At 46.6% G+C, this 16,337-nt stretch carries 16 protein-coding genes; 6 read left to right on the plus strand and 10 right to left on the minus strand.

Features of this window, described 5'->3' with window-relative positions; all coding sequences use genetic code 11:
• Nucleotides 1-70 precede the first annotated feature (70 nt).
• Together PPHA_RS13495 and PPHA_RS13500 are read left to right on the plus strand one after the other, a co-directional pair.
• A complete protein-coding gene (locus PPHA_RS13495) occupies nucleotides 71-1,315 on the plus strand; it encodes a Coenzyme F420 hydrogenase/dehydrogenase, beta subunit C-terminal domain (protein ID WP_150081043.1) in 1,245 nt (414 codons plus the stop codon).
• Nucleotides 1,316-1,335: 20 nt separating this feature from the next.
• On the plus strand, nucleotides 1,336-2,109 hold the full coding sequence (locus PPHA_RS13500) for an SDR family NAD(P)-dependent oxidoreductase (protein ID WP_012509366.1): 774 nt from the start codon (nucleotides 1,336-1,338) through the stop codon (nucleotides 2,107-2,109).
• Between the two features lie 173 nt (nucleotides 2,110-2,282).
• On the opposite strand, the gene PPHA_RS13505 is transcribed toward PPHA_RS13500, so the two are convergent.
• From PPHA_RS13505 to cruB, 3 genes are read right to left on the minus strand one after another with little or no spacing between them, the layout of a single operon-like run.
• Entirely contained in the window at nucleotides 2,283-2,507 is a 225-nt protein-coding gene (locus tag PPHA_RS13505) for a hypothetical protein (RefSeq protein WP_011744097.1), read from the minus strand.
• Nucleotides 2,508-2,545: 38 nt separating this feature from the next.
• Nucleotides 2,546-2,911, minus strand: coding sequence for a hypothetical protein (locus PPHA_RS13510; RefSeq protein WP_012509367.1), 366 nt, complete (start codon nucleotides 2,909-2,911; stop codon nucleotides 2,546-2,548).
• 30 nt (nucleotides 2,912-2,941) lie between these two features.
• On the minus strand, nucleotides 2,942-4,483 hold the full coding sequence (cruB, locus tag PPHA_RS13515) for a gamma-carotene beta-monocyclase CruB (protein ID WP_011744099.1): 1,542 nt from the start codon (nucleotides 4,481-4,483) through the stop codon (nucleotides 2,942-2,944).
• A 189-nt stretch (nucleotides 4,484-4,672) separates the two neighbouring features.
• On the opposite strand from cruB, the gene PPHA_RS13520 reads away from it, so the two are divergent.
• On the plus strand, nucleotides 4,673-4,894 hold the full coding sequence (locus PPHA_RS13520; RefSeq protein ID WP_011744100.1) for a Nif11-like leader peptide family natural product precursor: 222 nt from the start codon (nucleotides 4,673-4,675) through the stop codon (nucleotides 4,892-4,894).
• 27 nt (nucleotides 4,895-4,921) lie between these two features.
• On the opposite strand, the gene lsrF is transcribed toward PPHA_RS13520, so the two are convergent.
• The 5 genes from lsrF to bchF all read right to left on the minus strand — a co-directional run bounded on the left by lsrF (nucleotide 4,922) and on the right by bchF (nucleotide 10,391).
• Nucleotides 4,922-5,803 (minus strand): 3-hydroxy-5-phosphonooxypentane-2,4-dione thiolase, encoded by an 882-nt coding sequence (gene lsrF, locus PPHA_RS13525; protein WP_011744101.1) that lies wholly within the window; start codon nucleotides 5,801-5,803, stop codon nucleotides 4,922-4,924.
• A gap of 64 nt (nucleotides 5,804-5,867) precedes the next feature.
• Nucleotides 5,868-7,985: a bifunctional aldolase/short-chain dehydrogenase gene (locus PPHA_RS13530; protein WP_012509368.1), complete on the minus strand. Its 2,118-nt coding sequence runs from the start codon at nucleotides 7,983-7,985 to the stop codon at nucleotides 5,868-5,870.
• A 128-nt stretch (nucleotides 7,986-8,113) separates the two neighbouring features.
• Entirely contained in the window at nucleotides 8,114-9,319 is a 1,206-nt protein-coding gene (gene bciD, locus PPHA_RS13535) for a 7-methyl bacteriochlorophyllide c oxygenase (RefSeq protein WP_012509369.1), read from the minus strand.
• Nucleotides 9,320-9,570: 251 nt separating this feature from the next.
• On the minus strand, nucleotides 9,571-9,804 hold the full coding sequence (locus PPHA_RS13540; RefSeq protein ID WP_012509370.1) for a hypothetical protein: 234 nt from the start codon (nucleotides 9,802-9,804) through the stop codon (nucleotides 9,571-9,573).
• A 116-nt stretch (nucleotides 9,805-9,920) separates the two neighbouring features.
• Nucleotides 9,921-10,391 (minus strand): 2-vinyl bacteriochlorophyllide hydratase, encoded by a 471-nt coding sequence (gene bchF / locus PPHA_RS13545; protein WP_012509371.1) that lies wholly within the window; start codon nucleotides 10,389-10,391, stop codon nucleotides 9,921-9,923.
• Between the two features lie 1,300 nt (nucleotides 10,392-11,691).
• On the opposite strand from bchF, the gene bchU reads away from it, so the two are divergent.
• Both bchU and PPHA_RS13560 read left to right on the plus strand, forming a co-directional pair.
• Complete coding sequence (bchU, locus tag PPHA_RS13555) at nucleotides 11,692-12,711, plus strand: bacteriochlorophyllide d C-20 methyltransferase BchU (protein ID WP_012509372.1); 1,020 nt, start codon at nucleotides 11,692-11,694, stop codon at nucleotides 12,709-12,711.
• 151 nt (nucleotides 12,712-12,862) lie between these two features.
• Complete coding sequence (locus tag PPHA_RS13560) at nucleotides 12,863-13,078, plus strand: hypothetical protein (protein ID WP_012509373.1); 216 nt, start codon at nucleotides 12,863-12,865, stop codon at nucleotides 13,076-13,078.
• 232 nt (nucleotides 13,079-13,310) lie between these two features.
• Here the strand turns inward: PPHA_RS13560 and PPHA_RS13570 are convergent, their stop codons facing one another.
• Nucleotides 13,311-13,937 (minus strand): flavodoxin domain-containing protein, encoded by a 627-nt coding sequence (locus PPHA_RS13570; protein WP_012509374.1) that lies wholly within the window; start codon nucleotides 13,935-13,937, stop codon nucleotides 13,311-13,313.
• Nucleotides 13,938-14,357: 420 nt separating this feature from the next.
• Nucleotides 14,358-14,570, minus strand: a complete 213-nt coding sequence (locus PPHA_RS13575) for a hypothetical protein (protein ID WP_012509375.1) — start codon at nucleotides 14,568-14,570, stop codon at nucleotides 14,358-14,360.
• 491 nt (nucleotides 14,571-15,061) lie between these two features.
• On the opposite strand from PPHA_RS13575, the gene PPHA_RS13580 reads away from it, so the two are divergent.
• Entirely contained in the window at nucleotides 15,062-16,285 is a 1,224-nt protein-coding gene (locus PPHA_RS13580; RefSeq protein WP_012509376.1) for a TRC40/GET3/ArsA family transport-energizing ATPase, read from the plus strand.
• Nucleotides 16,286-16,337: the final 52 nt, after the last annotated feature.

The following is a 16,337-nucleotide window of genomic DNA, read 5'->3' on the forward strand; positions in this document are numbered from 1 at the left end:
GATCACTCAAAACAAAATGCCTATTTTAATGCAACATTCTGTTGTGTCGTTGAAAACTTCATCTCTTCCCATGACTAAACCATCAAAAATACAGACGCCTCGCTTCGACGAACCATTGTGCAGCAAATGCGGTCTATGCATGGGCAATGCCTGGCCGGTGAAGGAGAGCCTGGAAAGCTGTGTTTTTCGTTGCGGATGGGTAGAAAATCATGAAAAAAGGATTTTCGGAAGAGTAAGGAACCCTGATGACAGCGATGAACTGCGTTTCGGTATCAGTCTCAAACGATTCAACGCAACATTGAAAAAACCTGTCAATGGAGCGCAATGGAGCGGCATCATTACCCGAATATCGACAATGGCCCTGCAAACAAACCTTGTGGATGCGGTGCTAACGCTTCATGGAGAGCCTCTGCAACCAAAAGCAGTGCTTGCTAAAACCGCTCAGGATATTCATGAGGCCCGCGGCAATAAACCAGTGTTGTCTCCTGTACTTCAGGCATTGCATACGGCTTATCGGGAAAAAACAAGAAGGCTCCTGGTTGTCGGAGCTGCCTGCCATGTACATATGGTGAGGGATTTTACAAGAAAAAGCCCCTATTTTGCCGATTTGGACCTGTATATCGTAGGTATCCCTTGTACCGATAATCTGGAGCCATCCCATCTTCAATGGGTTTTCCGGAATATCAGCAAAAATCCGGAAACGGTTATCAATTTCGAATTCATGCAGGATTACAGGGTACATATTCTTCACAAAGCCGGAAAAGTCGAGAAAATCCCATTTTTCTGCCTTCCATCAGCGGTTATGAAAGTCGGAGTATTTCCGAACTCCTGCCTGAGTTGCTTTGATTACATCAACAGCCTTTCAGATATTACTGTCGGTTATTTAGGTGCGCCATACAGCAAAAACAGAAAAACGCAATGGATTATTGTCAGAACGGAAAGAGGAGAAAAGCTGCTGGATCTTATCAATGATGAAATAGAAACGTCACCTGAGGTTTTTTTTGGCGATAGTCATAGTGCGGTACAAGCAGCACTTCAGCCGACTCTCATGCCGATTCTTCAACCGGAGAAGCTTGATGACCGGAAAGCGATGCCTAAATGGCTTGGCATCTATCTGAGCCGAAAAAAAGCGAAATCCGGTCCGGGAGGTACTGAGTTTGCAAAATACTCAATAGATATTCATGCTATAAGGAACTTCTATTTCCTTAAAATGTACCGTCCGGACGATATAGGCATTGTGCCGACCCATATCTATGACCTTCTTTCTCAATATGACCTTTCATCGATACAAAGAATAATCGAGGCCCGGATTTAACAGCAAAAACTGATATAAACATGAAAAACATCGTTATCACAGGAAGCAGCAGAGGAATTGGCCTGGGTCTTGCTCATGCATTTCTCTCAAAAGGCTGCCGTGTCATGATCAGCAGCAGCAACAGCAGCAACCTTGACAAAGCACTGAATGAGCTGGCCGAGCAGCATGGCTCCGAACATATCTCGGCAAAAACATGTGATGTTGCCAATTACCAGGAGGTTCAGGATCTTTGGGACCATGCGCAAAAATCGATAGGCCAGGTAGATATCTGGATAAACAACGCCGGTATTGCCCACCCTTTGCTTCCGTTCTGGAAGCTTGATATGACACAGATCGGGCATACCCTTGATGTCAATCTTGCCGGAACAATAAATGGATCGCATGTGGCTATCAGAGGAATGATCGAACAGGGGTCGGGATACCTGTACAATCTTGAAGGCCAGGGTGCCGACGGGGGAATAATTCACGGAATGGGTGTTTTTGGAACGTCCAAGGCGGCTGTACACTATTTCTCGAAATCCCTTATCGAAGAAACCCGGTCTTTGAAGATAAAGGTAGGTACAATCATACCGGGAATCATACGTACGGAGCTGCAAGCTAAAACCTCACAACAAACCGATGCTGGCAGGCTTTTTCTTTCGTTGCTTGGCGAAAATGTTCGGGAAGCAACGGAAGACCTTGCAAAAAGAATTCTTGCAAACAATACACATGGGGTCTGCATCAACCGCATGACGCCACCCGACATGATCGGAAAAATCGCAACATTACCTATCAATTTTTTGTTAGGCAGGTGACCTGACAGCGATGGAAATAGCAATCGGATAAGGGCAGGCAATCACAAGATAAAAGCCTGATAATTCCGGTTCCTGGCTTCAAGTCACCTAAACGCGTGCGTCAACGTCAATAAATCAAGTCAGGCAACTACGTCTGATCATGCGTGAGCACTCCTGCTCTACGGAGGATATTGCTAATCATCTTCAGGCTGAGGCGGCAATATCTGACCAATGTTCTCAATAACCTTTTCAGCAACCGCTCCGGCAAGAAATCCACCTGCACCGGCAAGCAGAACTCTTGGAATCCCTCTGATAAAAGGTGGAATACCAAGTGGTGAGAGTAAAAAAGCCCCGCTCACAATTGCCGCTGCAGGCTTTGTCAATTCCTCCGGTATAATATTCTGTGGTAGTTGCGGCATTTCTTTCCCTTTTAATCGGTTTTAAAAAAAACATCCACTTATTTCGTTTGCTGCCCATCGGTAATTTTAGCAATGGAATTTGACAGCATAGTCAGCACCATTTCAACGGTTTTTACCTGCGATAAGCCCAGGTCACCAAAAGCCTTCCAGCAAGCACTAAAAGCCGCTGTCGTATCGATCGCCTCGAAAACAACAGGTTTTTCCTGTTGTTCCGCAGTGGCTGCTGGCTTTACGTTTGCTACGGGCTTCGGCGTCATCTCACGGGAAACCGATACTGCCGGCTTTTCAGAAGAAGCTGCCTTTGTTTCTGATTGTTGCGATGTAATAGCCGATTTGTTTGCTACGGATTTCTCCTCTTTTCTGAATACGGAAAAAAAACCGCCTTTTCGTGATTCGTTTGCCATGTCAGAATCTGTTTATGATGGATAAAGATTTTAATTTGAAGCTTTTGATGACATTGCCCAGCCGATCATATTTTTCATCATCCCAAGTGATCCCTCCAGACCGAGTTTGGTTGCTGTCGCCATCAAGACACCGGGATATTTCCATGCTACGTTCAAACCAATGAGGAGCAGATCGGATAGCTCCAGAGTATCCTTGAACATTGCTTCCCTGTACCTGGGCGGCAGGCCGTCCAGAACTATCATCACTTCATTCATCAGTTCGTTGACAAAATTCGGATGATCGGTATACTTATTATAACACATAAATTTCATAAGGTTCGCCATTGCGGCAACATTTGGTTCATAGGCGCTTATCTGTTCGAGATTCTTCTTTTCAAAGCTGTTACAGGCCAAGGCTTTTTCGAGCCCCTCTGTCAATGATTTGAGATTGCGAACAAATGAACCAAAACCGCAAAAAGTAAGTGGTGAACCAAGTGCAGCGGCATCTCCAAGCATCAGGATATTATTATCGGCAACTTGACGGGTACGCTCAAACCCATCATGATAATAAGCCGGTATAACGCCATACACAGGGCGATGGACGACAAAATCCTTTCCTGGTTTTTTATAGGAAGGTAATTTCAGGAAATATGTTTCAAAGAGACCAAGCAGAGATTTATCATTATCGGAGCTCCGGGAATCATAAAAGAAAAGATAGGTGGTATAGCGATCGCCACCGGCAGGAAAGCCCTCCCATATTAGTTGACGTCCTCTTCCTGAGCTGGTATCGGCCGGCTCAGTACTTACAAGAATTTCGCCTATATCTGGATCAACATTTTCAAGGCCGCTGGAAACAGTCCCGACTGTAGGACAGAGATGTGTAAAGGATGCCCCGTCATTCAACTGCATGGCAACCGGAGAATGTACTCCCATCGCATCAACAAATACCTTGGCTCTGAAATAAACCCGCTCATGCATATTGTTCTCAACCTCTATCACCACACTCTCAGGAAACTGAAAACACCGCATGAAAGTCATCTTGTCAACGATCCTGTTGCATTCATCAGCAAGAATTTTCTGTCTGGCAATGGAAAGAAGTTGGTCGCTCTCAACAGCACAGTCAAGCACATTATCGATATACAGCCGCTTTTTCCGACCATTTTCCACGTAAAACTCAGCCCACCCTGTTTTATACCTGCAAGCAATACTCGCGTTGATCTCTTCATATGAGAAAAGACCGACTTGTTCAAGCTTTTCAAGTTCATTCCAGGAAATATTCCAGTCACGGCTTGGTTTTCCACTCATATGGCGGTCAAAAACAAGTACTTTTCTTGCGTATTTCGAAGCCATGACCGACGCATGCAACAATCCCAATGAGCCCCCGGCATAAACTAGATCATATTCGTCGGAAACACATGCATCTGCAGGCATTTCGCTTCCCTGAAGGACAACCTTGCGGCATGGGGAGTGCTCGAAATTTTTCCAAAAGCTATCCACCTCCAGAATATGCTCCAGATATCTGTTTCCGTTTCTGATTTTACCAAAATACTCGGATACCCTTGGGTAGAGCGTTTGAACTTTATCTGCTATCATTACAAATGACGTTATTGCTTATGATGATGCCGACTATACATATAAAATAACAACCCTAAGAACCATGTTCCAAACGGTAAGCCCCTCGAACCCGCCGCCCCGGATATTTTTCTTTTCTTGTTCCGGACTTATTGGTTAAATTTGTGACCTTACCATCGATTTTCAATTAAAAAAAGGAGACTTCGCCGTATGTCACAGGATTCCGCAAAGTTGTTTCTTGCGCAAATGAAGCAGGACAAAGAGTTATCGGATAAAATACACAATGCTGCAACAAAAGAAGATCGCTGGACAATCATCCGGCAGGAAGGCTTCGATTTCACGAGAGAAGAGCTTGATCATGCAACGGTAACTGAACTGAATCACTTTGAAAGATGGAACTGGGAAGCGAAGTTACTTGCCGACTGGCTCTAAACCATTCTGCCAGATGCTTTTCTGCGCCTATCCTTCCCTCCTGATGCTCTGGAAATACTCGTACGCTTCGGCGGGAGGCATGTTCTCATGAACGACCTTCCCGACCGTTTTCATCATGGCGAGCGGAGCATCACTCTGGAAAATGTTTCGGCCCATATCCACACCGGCCGCGCCTTCCTGGATTGCCTGATAGGACATAGTGACCGCCTCGAGTTCGGAAATCTTCTTGCCTCCGGCCATCACGATCGGCACCGGGCAGGAAGCCACAACCGTTTCGAAATCTTCGGGAACATAGTAGGTTTTTACGATCTGCGCCCCGAGTTCGGCTGCAATCCGGCAGGCAAGCCTGAAGTATTTGGCGTCACGCACCATATCCTTGCCGACGGCGGTGACCGCCATGGTTGGAATGCCGTAACGCAGACCCATATCGATCAGCCTGGTCATGTTGTGGATGGAACGGGTTTCGAACTCGCCGCCGATAAAAATCTGCAGGGTGATTGCCGCCACGTTCATGCGGATGGCGTCCTCGATATCAACGGCAAGCTCTTCGTCGGAGAGCTCCTTGAGAATGCTCGGGCCTCCGCTGCAGCGCATGACAACTGCCCTGGTGAGTGAAGGCGGAACCGTCGTGCGCAGCATGCCTCTTGTGAGCATGATGGCGTCGGCATGCGACATGAGTGGCACGATGTTGACGTCAGGACGCTCAAGGCCGGTGGTTGGCCCCTGAAAATAGCCGTGGTCGATGGCGAACATGACCGTCCTGCCCGTATCGGGCCTGAATATCCTCGACAGGCGGTTTTTCATGCCCCAGTCAAGCGAGTGTGCCCCCTTGAGAAAAAAACCGTGTTTCTCAACAGGAACGTCTGTGTAATACTCTTTTGCCTGCTTGTCCTTGTCGTATTCAGCCATGATGGTCTTCTCCTCTTTCGGTTAAAGTTTGATTGTAACAATCTTTTTTTCAGGAACTTCCCTCTCAGCGCAGAGCGGCGGCAATGTTGCCGCCGTCAACCGTGACGATCGAGCCGGTCGTCTTCGTTTCGAGCGCCTGGTGCACGAATGCCTCGGCGACATCCTCGGCCGTGACCTCGACCTGCAGAAGGTTGCCGGCCATATACTCCCGCTCGCTCAGCCCCCGCGCTTTCGAACGGGTTTTGATCATTTCGTCGGTCAGAAGGCCGGTGCGGATCCTGTCAGCATTGATGCCGTTTGCCCTGATGCCGTCGCGACCGTGATCGAGCGCATACTGGCGCACGAGAAACATGGTCGCCGCCTTGGGCAGGCCGTACGGCCCGAAATCGGGACCCGGATTGACCGCCTGCTTGGAAACGTTGAAGAGCAGGACTCCTCCGGTTCCCTGCAGTCGCATGATCCTGACCGCATCCTGGGCTATGGACTGATGCGAAAAAAAGTTGAGTTCGAAGCTCCGGCGAAGCACCTCGTCCGGAACGTCGCCTATGCGGCCCTGCAGGGCGACGCCTACATTTGAGACTACGATATCCAGCCCTCCGTAACGGCGGCACACCTTGTCGAAGGCCCGCCTGACGGAAGCGCGGTCGGTAACGTCGCACGCAATCGGAAGCACTCCCCCGCCGAGCTCTTCGGCCGCATGCTGAAGCGCCTCAGGGTTCAGGTCCAGAATGACCAGCTCGGCGCCGCGCTGACGGAACGCCCTTGCCGTCGCCAGTCCGATGCCGCTTGCCGCACCGGTTACCAGGGCAACCTTGCCGGCAAACACGTCGTGGCGGACCTTCGTCATCTTGGCCTGTTCCATCTCCCAGTACTCGATATCGAAAACCTCCTGTTCGGTAATCGACTCGAAGCGTCCTGCCGATTCCGCGTCGAGAATGGCCGATGCCGTGCTTTCGGCGATATCCGCGTTGACTGCAGCCTCCCGGGCGGTCCGACCGAGACCGAACAGACCGAGACCGGGCACAAGCACCACCCTGGGCAGCGGGTCGAGCATGGAAACCTCGATTCCCGAAGCCAGCCGCCGGCGCAGGAAATAAGCCCTGTACTCCGCTTCGTATTGCTCCACCGCTTCATGAATCGCCGTTTTGAAAGCGTCGAGGTCAGAGGCATCGGGTGCCGGAACGACCAGCGGCCGGTTTTTGGTGCGGATAATGAAATCCGGGGTCATGGCGCCTCTCTGGCTTACATCGGAAAGAGAATCGCTGTTGACATAGGCAAGAATATCGGGTGAAGTACGGAATTCGAGCACGAACTGACGGTAATCGCGGCTTCCGGGCATGATCTCTTCAACGACAGCCCCTCTGATAACCGGCGCGACATCCTCGAGGGATGCGATCCCGGCGGGAAGCGAAACCGAAGGGAACACCTTCCGTCCGGCCCGGGCTATGCGCTCTTCCAGACGATTTGCGCTTTCGATCATGCAATGGTACGCCTCATCCGGAGTATCGGCAAAGGTAACGAGCCCGTGCTTCTGCAGCACAAGGCCTCTGATGGAGGGAGCCGATTCGTAGGCCGCAGCGGCCGAACGGGCAAGCCCGAGACCCGGCTTGATATAGGGCACCATGCCGAACGATTCTCCGAGCACCTCCCGGCAGAGATCCTGGCCGTCGGGCTGGTTGCTGAGCGTCAGAAGCGCCGTGGAGTGCGTATGGAAAATGAACCGGTGGGGCAGAAACACGTGCAGCAGGGTTTCAATCGAAGGTGAAAGCGAATGGTTCACCATGTGCTCGGTCAGGTAGAACAGGTTCAGATAGAGGAAGTTTTTGAACCGTTGCGTCGAGAACTGCTGTATATCCTCCTCGCTGCTGCGCCCGCCGGTAGCGTAGAGATGTTGCAGCTTCTGCAGTGGCTCGATCCGTACCGGCATAAAATCGTGCGCATCCACACCCGCCAGATTGACGCCGCTCCCCTTGATGAAAATGACATTGACCCTGTAGCCGATGATATCGTGCAGCTCGCTTTTGACCGAGGTGTTGCCTCCGCCGTGCATCACCAGCGAACTCTCGCTGCCGAGCAGACGGGAGGCGTAGACAAGTTCGGCAAGTTCAACAGGAATATCGTCGGTGCTGCGCTGCGCGGTTACGGAGCGCTGAAGATCGGCATCTTTCCAGAGGTTTTGCATAAGTAACCCTTTATTTTAAACGGAATTCTCACATAATGCAGAACAAGAAAACATGTAATAACAATAATTGCCGTTTACCATCGAACAAGCATGGTAAACGGCAATTGCAACTATGCTGTTATGACCTGTTAAACAGGATATGCAGCTGGAAGTTCATAACCCTGTTCATACAATCTGCGTGCAATTACATCAGCTGTCAGCATAATATACTGGGAACGTCCCATTCGCGTATAACCGGGCCTGTGGTCCGTAGCAAGGGGCATATCAAAACGATCCTGATACTTGAAATAAAGGTCTGCCAGTTTCTCTGAAGCCTCAACAAGCCAATCGGCGTTTGGCGGAGGCATTCTGAACATATCAGCTCCCGGCACAGGCTGGTAAACCAGCATATTGGGATATACCCCCTTCGACAGGCGCTCTTCAACACCCTCCAGCATACAATTCATAGGTTCAAGACCCATGAGTATAAAGCTTGTGGTCCCCCTGCCTGGCCCGAAAATCTCAACTGAGGCATCCTGGGCGGCATGCCAGTATTCAAGGGGATATGTTGCACATTTCCCCGGGCAGATCGCCTTGAAATAGTCAGGATCGGTAACCTCAAGATCAAACTCTGTTGAATTGATACCGGAAGCCTTCCAGCGCTCCATATCCTTAAAATCATCCGGAGGATACAAATTAGCCGTTATATGCAGTTCATTAAACACTTCCGGACTCAACTGCTCACGCAATGGGGCCATAACAATTTCAACAAGGCCGGAAACTTGTGCACGTCTTTCGGGTGCAACAAGCCCTCCAATAATGACCAAGGTCCCACGCCATCCGTGATCGGTTGCTATTTTTACAGCTTCTGCCTGCTCTTTTGCCAATGCCTCTATCTTGGAAAACGGCATTCTTGCAAGGTCCTCTCCTACCGAAACATGCTGATTAGCAAAGAAAAAACAGAATTTGCATGATTTTCCGGTATTGTTATTGTCACAACTGTAACTGTAATGAATATTGATAATATCCTGGTTCATCCCTATTACCGCAGCATTAACTGGACGACCGTTGCTTAACACTCCGTCACGCCAAGAAAACCACTCCTGCATTCTTCCACTTGCAAGATGTTTTCCGCAGTCATAAAACTCCACATCATCACCATTAACCTGCACTTCAAGACGGCTATACGGCTCTTGACGCACAAGAGTCGCCAAATCGCTTCCATTGAATACCATAGCGCGAAAAGGGTTGTATCCCATTGTCGGCGATTTATTTACAGTCACCTTCGCCCCCTCAGAAAGCAGGCGTGCCTTTAAATGAATGTCCGCCTCTGTAATTACTCTCTTTGTATTCATAGCATAGAAATATTATTACTTGTTAAAAAGATTCTGAATAGCACTTTCCCTTCAAAGGGAGCACCTGATTTCTATCCTTAACAGAACAATCACCGCAACTAGGTTCTGTATGTATCCGTGATTGCATTTAATCTTTATAGATCAATTCCCCGAAGCTTTGCTTCATGAATGAATTCTATAGAAAATTAAATAATACCCCGCAGCTCTGCTGCGATGATGCTTTATAAATACAATATAAAAGCCCGATTTTATTAGCCATTTGCAGCTTTACTGAGAAGCAACTTCTTTTTATGACGAGAGTTAATGAAAATACCAAAAAAATAAGTCACCAAATATCCCAACACCAAGACACCTGCAAACAATAAGTGGTCCGCGACGGTAATAATATAGCATGAATCCCAAACCATACCTATCAAAATTAACCAACCGATACCGATGTATAAAAACGTCTTGTTCCATAAAGCGTTAAAATCCCCTGTCAGCATAAAAAAGTTGTTTAGAGTTTTAATCAACTACCCCATAGCAGGGCATGGGGTTGGAGTTCATGTTTAAGAACTCCTTCACGAAGCCGTGCTTAGTCAAGAATATGTTTTATAGCGATTCAAGCATGACCCTGCATCGAGTGCCTCTCGCCCCTTTTTTCAAGACTTATTCTCACAAGATACTGCACAGAGTTAGCGCAGTAGACGAAGTATGTTATAAAAGCTGCCCAGACAAGGACCTCTTTAGATGCGCCGGTAAAGGCAAGGAAATAATAGGGCACAAAGAATATCCCGGCAATAACACTTCCGATATCTTCCAGCATAAATTCTTTTGAGAAGATCCATTTATCAAAAAGTTCCTTTTCAAAATAGGCTCCGGTATAAAACATAAGAGCAAACATAAATGTTTTAAAAAGAAAAGCAGCGCCCACCCAATAAAAGGGAAATATTCCACTATCTCTATAGTAGAAATAGGTTACCGCAACACCTACAAGAAAAGCAACAAACTGAATCGGGGCCAACATAAGCTGTACAGTCGTCCATATTGAGGCGTTTCTTAGTGCAAGCTGTTCCGGAGTGTAACAAGGCATTTCATTTGGGAATTACGGGTTATCGATAGCTGTTTTAAGTTCGATAATTTAATGAAACTAACGGTATTAACCAAATATTGCATTTCCAATCGGGAGCAGCCCCTAACCTCTTCATCCGCAGACGCATTGTTCGAAGTTCCTTAGCCAAATAAACCTGTAAACTATTGAATCTCTATAAATCGCAGTGCTTTGGCGTGCTTTGCGCCCAGGTAAATCACGTAAAACGATCAATAGTGTCTGGTAAAAAACAAAGGCCATCTCTATTTATTCGAGAATGATATATCTTTATAAAAAGCAATGACTTATATTCATAAAATGAGCACTATATGCCGTGTTTTCAACGAAAGAGCTCCATTTCGCCCTTTATCATGAAAAACATCAATCCGTTAGGCATGTTTGACGAGCATTTTTTTGCCAGAAAAACTCACAAAACTCAAAGGTCCTCTCGTCAAACTTGAAGCGCATATCGACTGGATGACTATTTTGGGTGAAATTGTACAACCGTTTCGGGGCAAGTGTACAACTGTGCATCGATTGAAATGGCAAATAATAATATAAGTTTATTTTTTCTTTCTGAGCGACTTTGCGTCCGGACCGTGCTTTCCAGTTCCGCATTCCTCTTGTTCCCACCCCTTCCCTCCATGGCCCCCCCCTGCTTTGTTCGCCCGCTTTTGTTCGCCTGCTTCTCCGGTAGTATGGGCAGGTCTGACTTCTCCGTACCGTACATCATCGGCTTTGACTATTAGTCTTCCCGATGCGACCCGCCAACGACGACAGGTGGTATCGGAGATCTTCCGTTCCCGTGCAGGAGACTTACGTACATGCCAGGGGCTCCGACGACGTGGCGACAAACCTGGGCGCTCGCATTAACGCACAGGCTCATATTACCTTCAGCCAACTTGAGAGCATGGGCTCAGGCGACCAACTTAAATTTTGCCACTTTTTGTCTACCGGTTGGGGGCCACTACACAATTGAATTTATTTGATTTATAATTGGACGGTAGTGGGATTTTTTCTAAATTATTTAACAAAAAGGTTGCGTCAGTTATTGTACCTATAGCACTCTGGACAAAGTGAATCGATCAGAGTGACATGGTGGTTTGACTGCAAAAATACTATACAGAAACTTAGTACACAGACCGAACTGTGGTGAATAACGGGGAAATTTGATAAGTATATTGGGAAGGGCCTGCTTTGGATGGTTAGTTTATTTTCAAATAGCTACAATGTGGACTCATTCAAATTCGTGCAAGTAACTATCAATTTAAAATTTCTTTAACTATTTAGCAATACTTCTATTATGAGCGTCAACGAGTTACTGAAGCAAAATCACAGAGCCACTGAACTTATTTTTAAAGGTCTTGTGGAAAGTGGCTGCTTGAAAGCAGCTCTTGAACTTGACCTTTTTACTCACCTTGCTAACGAAGCAAAAGAGATCGAAACATTGGCAGCCAATGTTGGCGCGATTCCGCAAAGACTCATCATGTTGCTCGAGACCCTGCGGCAAATGGGGATTACTGCCGAAGAGAATGGAAAGTGGAGCCTCACCCCGTTTACGATTAATATGTTTCTGCCAAACAATGAGCTTCCGAACCTTTATATGATTCCAGTGGCGAAGGCCATGGCTAGCCTTTCGGAAAATTTTTACATGAAAATAGCAGATGCCGTCAAAGGTAACCTGAATTTCAAGGCCGAGGTCGCCTATCCTCCTGTTACGCGAGAAGACAACTGGTATTTTGAAGAAATTCACCGTAGCAACGCCCATTTTGCCATCATGCTTCTGCTTGAAGAGGCTGACCTGTCGGCTGCAAAAACCCTCGTAGATGTCGGTGGTGGAATCGGTGATATCTCTGCCGCCCTTTTAAAAAAGTTTCCTCAGCTTGATTCCACCATTCTGAATCTTCCCGGTGCGGTTGAACTGGTAAATGAAAATGCTATCGAAAAAGGAGTTGGAGCTCGTTTGAGAGGCGTAGCCGTAGATATATACAAGGACGTATACCCTAAAGCGGATGCCGTCATGTTCTGCAGAATCCTTTATTCAGCAAATGAGCAATTAACCAAAATGCTCTGCCAAAAAGCCTATGACGCTCTTCCATCAGGCGGGAAAGTGCTCATCCTCGACATGATTATCGATGATCAGGAAAACCCGAACTTTGACTATCTGAGCCACTATGTCCTTGGTGCAGGTATGCCGTTTTCGGTACTCGGCTTCAAGGAGCAGAGCGCCTACAAGGAAATTCTTGAATCAATCGGCTTCAGCAATGTTCGCACAGTCAGGAAGTACGGCCACTTGTTGTGTGAGGCGGTAAAAGCGGTTTGATCAGTACGGAAATTTTTGTACTGTGCAAATTAGATCATATTTATAAGTTTGCTCATATTTGAAAATATTTTAAATTGAGGAAAATAACCTCTTGGAATAACTAGAGTGTTTTAACATATAATTACGCCAACAACATTTAATAATATATACCATGGCAAACGAAACCAACAATGATTTTTCTGCATCCATCAGCAATATTATGGATACATTAACTAAACTTGGACAGCAGCAGGCTGAAATACTGAACAACACAATCCCAGCGATTGAGCCTTTAGTTAAGACCTGCACAGAACTTATCAGCAATGTACTTGGCAGTGCTAATCAGGCTCTACAGAGCTTCTCTGCCTCTATTGCACCAAAAAAGTAAGTTGTCTTTTTTTCAAAAAAGCACCTTATACGTTGCCGTATAGGGTGCTTTTTTTTTGCTTTCTTCAATGGCAAAATATACCGTCGAACGATTAACGAACGCAAGTACGCATTGCTTTGCCATCGGCAATGGCTCGTTGTCGCTAACCCACAGTCTGCAAGTATACTCATAGGGATAGACCGGATTTTTAAGCCAGTCCAACTCGACCTTTAACCAGCTCAAGTAATAGCCGTTACGGAGCGCCAAAGCTGCCCTTCGCTTCTTCAAGCACAGCCAGGGTAATCTCCTTATATCCCATATCTTCGGCATACTCTTCAGCCATTGTCCTGAACTTTTCGTGGACAAAAGAGGGCATGGACTGATAACACTCCTGGGCCTCTTCGGTCCACTTCGCCGACAAAGCTTTGGATTTCGGGCCTCTATTGTACTCATAAAGCAAATCCTCAACAAACGAATCAATAAGATCCCCATCTGAAAAAGCATCGGGTGCAAAAATTTTTTCAACAAGAATTTTATTGCGGATAAGATGGATTTTTAACTGTGGCAGATAAAAAAGCGTCGCTGTGGACTGCGAGCTTCCGCAGGTGAGAAAGAGCGCAATCTTTTTCCTTTTAAGATTTATCTTCAGATTGCCTTGGATCAATGCGCCCAAAAGCTGTGAGGCAACGATAAAGTTGTAGACTGGTGCGCCAAGAATGACCAGATCAAAATCCTTGACGAAGCTGTAATCCGCAGTCGCTTTACATTTTGCTTTTTCTACATAGAAACCCGACTCAGCCAGACTCAATCCAATGGAATCAATAATCGACTCGGTAGAACCTGCTGAAGATCTACTGTCGTATAAAATAAGAGCCTTCATATATTAATTTTCATGTATTATGAACGCCGTAACTCAACTGTTCATCTCCGTTCCTCACCATCATTCCCGTTGAGCCACACCGTTAATTGAGAAAAAACGCAAATTAAAATTTACGTCAATCCATTAATCAACCAATAGAACAAGGGCACACAAAAAGCCCGAATCTGCCTCTCTCTACTTTGGCTGTTTACCTGGCCCAGGCTCTCCGACTCCTTTGAAGCAGCGCCACAATCAGGCAAACACCGCTGGTTCAAGAAGTCCAACCATCGAATGGTTGCAAAAAACAAAAGCAACAAAGACCCACAACCCCACATTTCGACAGAAGTGCGGAGAGCTGCCAGAATGTCAAACAAGGAATAAACTGGCAACAGCTATAACCAGAAATAGTTGAATGTATTCTGAAACGGTCGCCAGCACGTATTACTCGTCACCCTTCCCTTCTACCGACCCTGTCGGCTCAGAATGCGGAATCAGGTTACTGACAGCACCAGTCACTTGTTTCAAAACTGCATCTGCGACAAAAAGCCCTGCGCCTCCCACAACAGCACCGGCAACCCCGTGAAGCAAAATCGGCATCCCGATAGGCGAAAATAGCAAAGCACCTCCAACCACCCCACCAGCCTCTTTCAACATGGAACTCCTCCCGCTGTTTACATGTCAGTATACATTAACCATATAAATATAATTTCAATATAAAGGTCTCCCCATTTTTCAGCAAGAGCTTTCTCCTTTACCTCCTCTACGAAATTCAGTTATACTCTACGCAAAACACAATCTCGTAGAGGATAACTGATTCCCGTAGAGGATAGGCCCCTGTTTTATGTAAAAAAAAGCTTAGATTGGGGGTCAATGAGAAAAGGTTTTTTTGTCTATAACGTATAAATTTCTTTCGGGTTACAGTCAGTGTTATCCCAACGTTCCGGCATGAACACCCGAGCCACTGCTGACCGTTGAGAATACATTTGTTTAAACAAGAAGCATTTTTGGCATATTCAGCTCCGACTTTCTTCGTCGTACCCAGGCTGGTGTTGCTGAAGAGATGTGTTCGCAGGTAATTATGCTGGACTGCCCATCTGCTTTTATGATATTTTCGCTGTATTTCCTCCATTTCAAACGGTCTATTGATGCGTATTCTCACTTTTACAGGTAAAGGCGGGGTAGGCAAAACCAGTGTTTCTGCGGCTACGGCTGTCCGTTTGTCGCAACTGGGCTATCGTACCCTTGTCCTCTCAACCGATCCTGCACATAGTCTTTCAGATTCCTTCAACCTGCCTCTTGGCGCTGAACCAACAAAGATCAAGGAGAATCTTCATGCCATTGAGGTCAATCCTTATGTTGACCTGAAACAGAACTGGAACTCCGTACAGAAGTTTTATTCAAAAATCTTTATGGCTCAGGGTGTTTCAGGTGTCATGGCCGATGAGATGACCATTCTGCCCGGCATGGAGGAGCTTTTTTCTCTTTTGAGAATAAAGCGCTATAAAGCTTCCGGTCTCTATGATGTGCTTGTGCTTGATACAGCCCCGACAGGAGAAACCCTGCGGCTCCTCTCCCTTCCTGATACCCTTTCCTGGGGCATGAAGGCAGTAAAAAACGTTACCAAATATATTGTCAAGCCGCTCAGCAAGCCCCTGTCAAAAATGTCTGATAAAATCGCTTTTTATATTCCTCCTGCGGATGCCATTGATTCCGTTGATCAGGTTTTTGATGAACTTGCCGATATCCGCGAAATTTTGACGGACAATAAAAAATCAACGGTGCGTCTGGTCATGAATGCTGAAAAAATGTCGATCAAGGAGACCATGCGTGCCTTGACCTATCTGAACCTCTACGGCTTCAAGGTTGATATGATACTTGTCAACAGACTGCTTGACACAAAAGAGAAGAGCGGATATCTGGAGAACTGGAAAACCATTCAGCAGAAATACCTTGGAGAAATCGAAGAGAGTTTTGCACCCCTCCCGATCAAAAAACTGAGGATGTATGAACAAGAGATTGTCGGTCTCACCTCACTGGAACTTTTCGCCAAAGATATGTATGGCGACAGCGATCCATCCGAAATGATGTTTGACGAACCACCAATCAAGTTTGTCCGAAACGGCAATATCTATGAGGTGCAATTGAAGCTTATGTTTGCCAACCCTGTCGATATTGACGTCTGGGTAACCGGAGATGAGCTCTATATACACATCGGCAATCAGCGTAAAATTATCACCCTTCCGATCAGCCTGACCGGGCTTGAACCGGGAGATGCCGTATTCAAGGACAGATGGCTGCATATTCCCTTTGACCTTAATATTCATGGGCAAGGCCACGCACAAAAGGAGTACAACAAGGTTCTCAATTGAATCAAGGTTAACAAACGGACGGTAACAGCGCAAACCCTTCATAACAAGAACT

The organism is Pelodictyon phaeoclathratiforme BU-1 (genome assembly GCF_000020645.1).
In the GTDB taxonomy this organism is placed as follows: Bacteria; Bacteroidota; Chlorobiia; order Chlorobiales; family Chlorobiaceae; genus Chlorobium; species Chlorobium phaeoclathratiforme.